Here is a 1,011-nt window from a genome sequence, read left to right on the forward strand (position 1 = left end):
ATTCAACTCTGGATCAGGGGTGCACTGCCCACCAAGGATGGCGCCTTGTGCTTTTAAATCACGCAAATAGGCGTTGACGCTTTCACTCACATCACTCATGTAGGTTTTTTTGATATTGCGGTCGACCGCCCACATGTGCCCACGCAAGATGGCGTCATTGATCATATCCGCGGTTCTCACAACGGATAAGAAAGCGAATTTTGTATCGCTTGAAAGGGTGCGATTGCCCCAAAGACGATAACCATTTTCACGAATAATTGTTGTGATGTTTTGTTCATTGAGAAGGTTGGCACGGCTTGATCTGTCACCAATGGAAAAATCAATCGGGCGGGTAATCCCTACAATGCCATTGATCACTTTGTTTGAAGGGGAATGCCAAAAGCCATGGGTAAAATCTGTTTTGGCAATGATACCCGCAACTGCTGCACTTGCGGGCTGTTCTAGGATTTCTCCATTACGATTTATCTTTACAAAAGGATCAACAATGAGAGCGCGTTTTGAATCAAAATCCTTTGCTGCACCAAGGGCTGCTTCATCGGTTGTGTTTGGTGCATCAATGATTACAATAGCGCGGAGCCGCTCAGCAATGCCAATCAACTCTGCTGCTACAGGATTCGAGGTTACACTGATTTCGGCTTTCGCTGTTGCACCGGTTCCATCACCTTCAATCGTTACATTGGGGGCGGTTTGATAATCAAAGCCATTGTCCTTGAGAACAATCGAGGTCACTTGTCCATTGGCGATAATTGCTTCTGCTTTTGCGCCGCCGGCAATTTTAACAGTTGCTTGGGTATAACCACTGCCTTTGTTGGTGACCTCAATCTTGCTAAGGCTAACAGGGCGTTTATGGGTAAAGCCTGGAGCAATCAGAATGCGTGGTGTTTGTCCAAGAAGGGATTGTGCTCCAATCAAAGCATGCACACCTTCATAAGCACCATTGGCATTCACACCGCCAAGAACATTGGTCAGTGTTGCATTTTCGTTATCACCTTCTTGCACACGCACGACAAC

At 46.5% G+C, this 1,011-nt stretch carries 1 protein-coding gene; it reads right to left on the bottom strand.

The features are described 5' to 3' along the window. Nucleotides 1-1,011: phage tail sheath subtilisin-like domain-containing protein (locus tag AC0QT1_RS08655; RefSeq protein ID WP_473202134.1), on the bottom strand; the 1,011-nt coding region annotated here is incomplete at both ends.

It is taken from the genome of Bartonella sp. P12B (assembly GCF_055796185.1).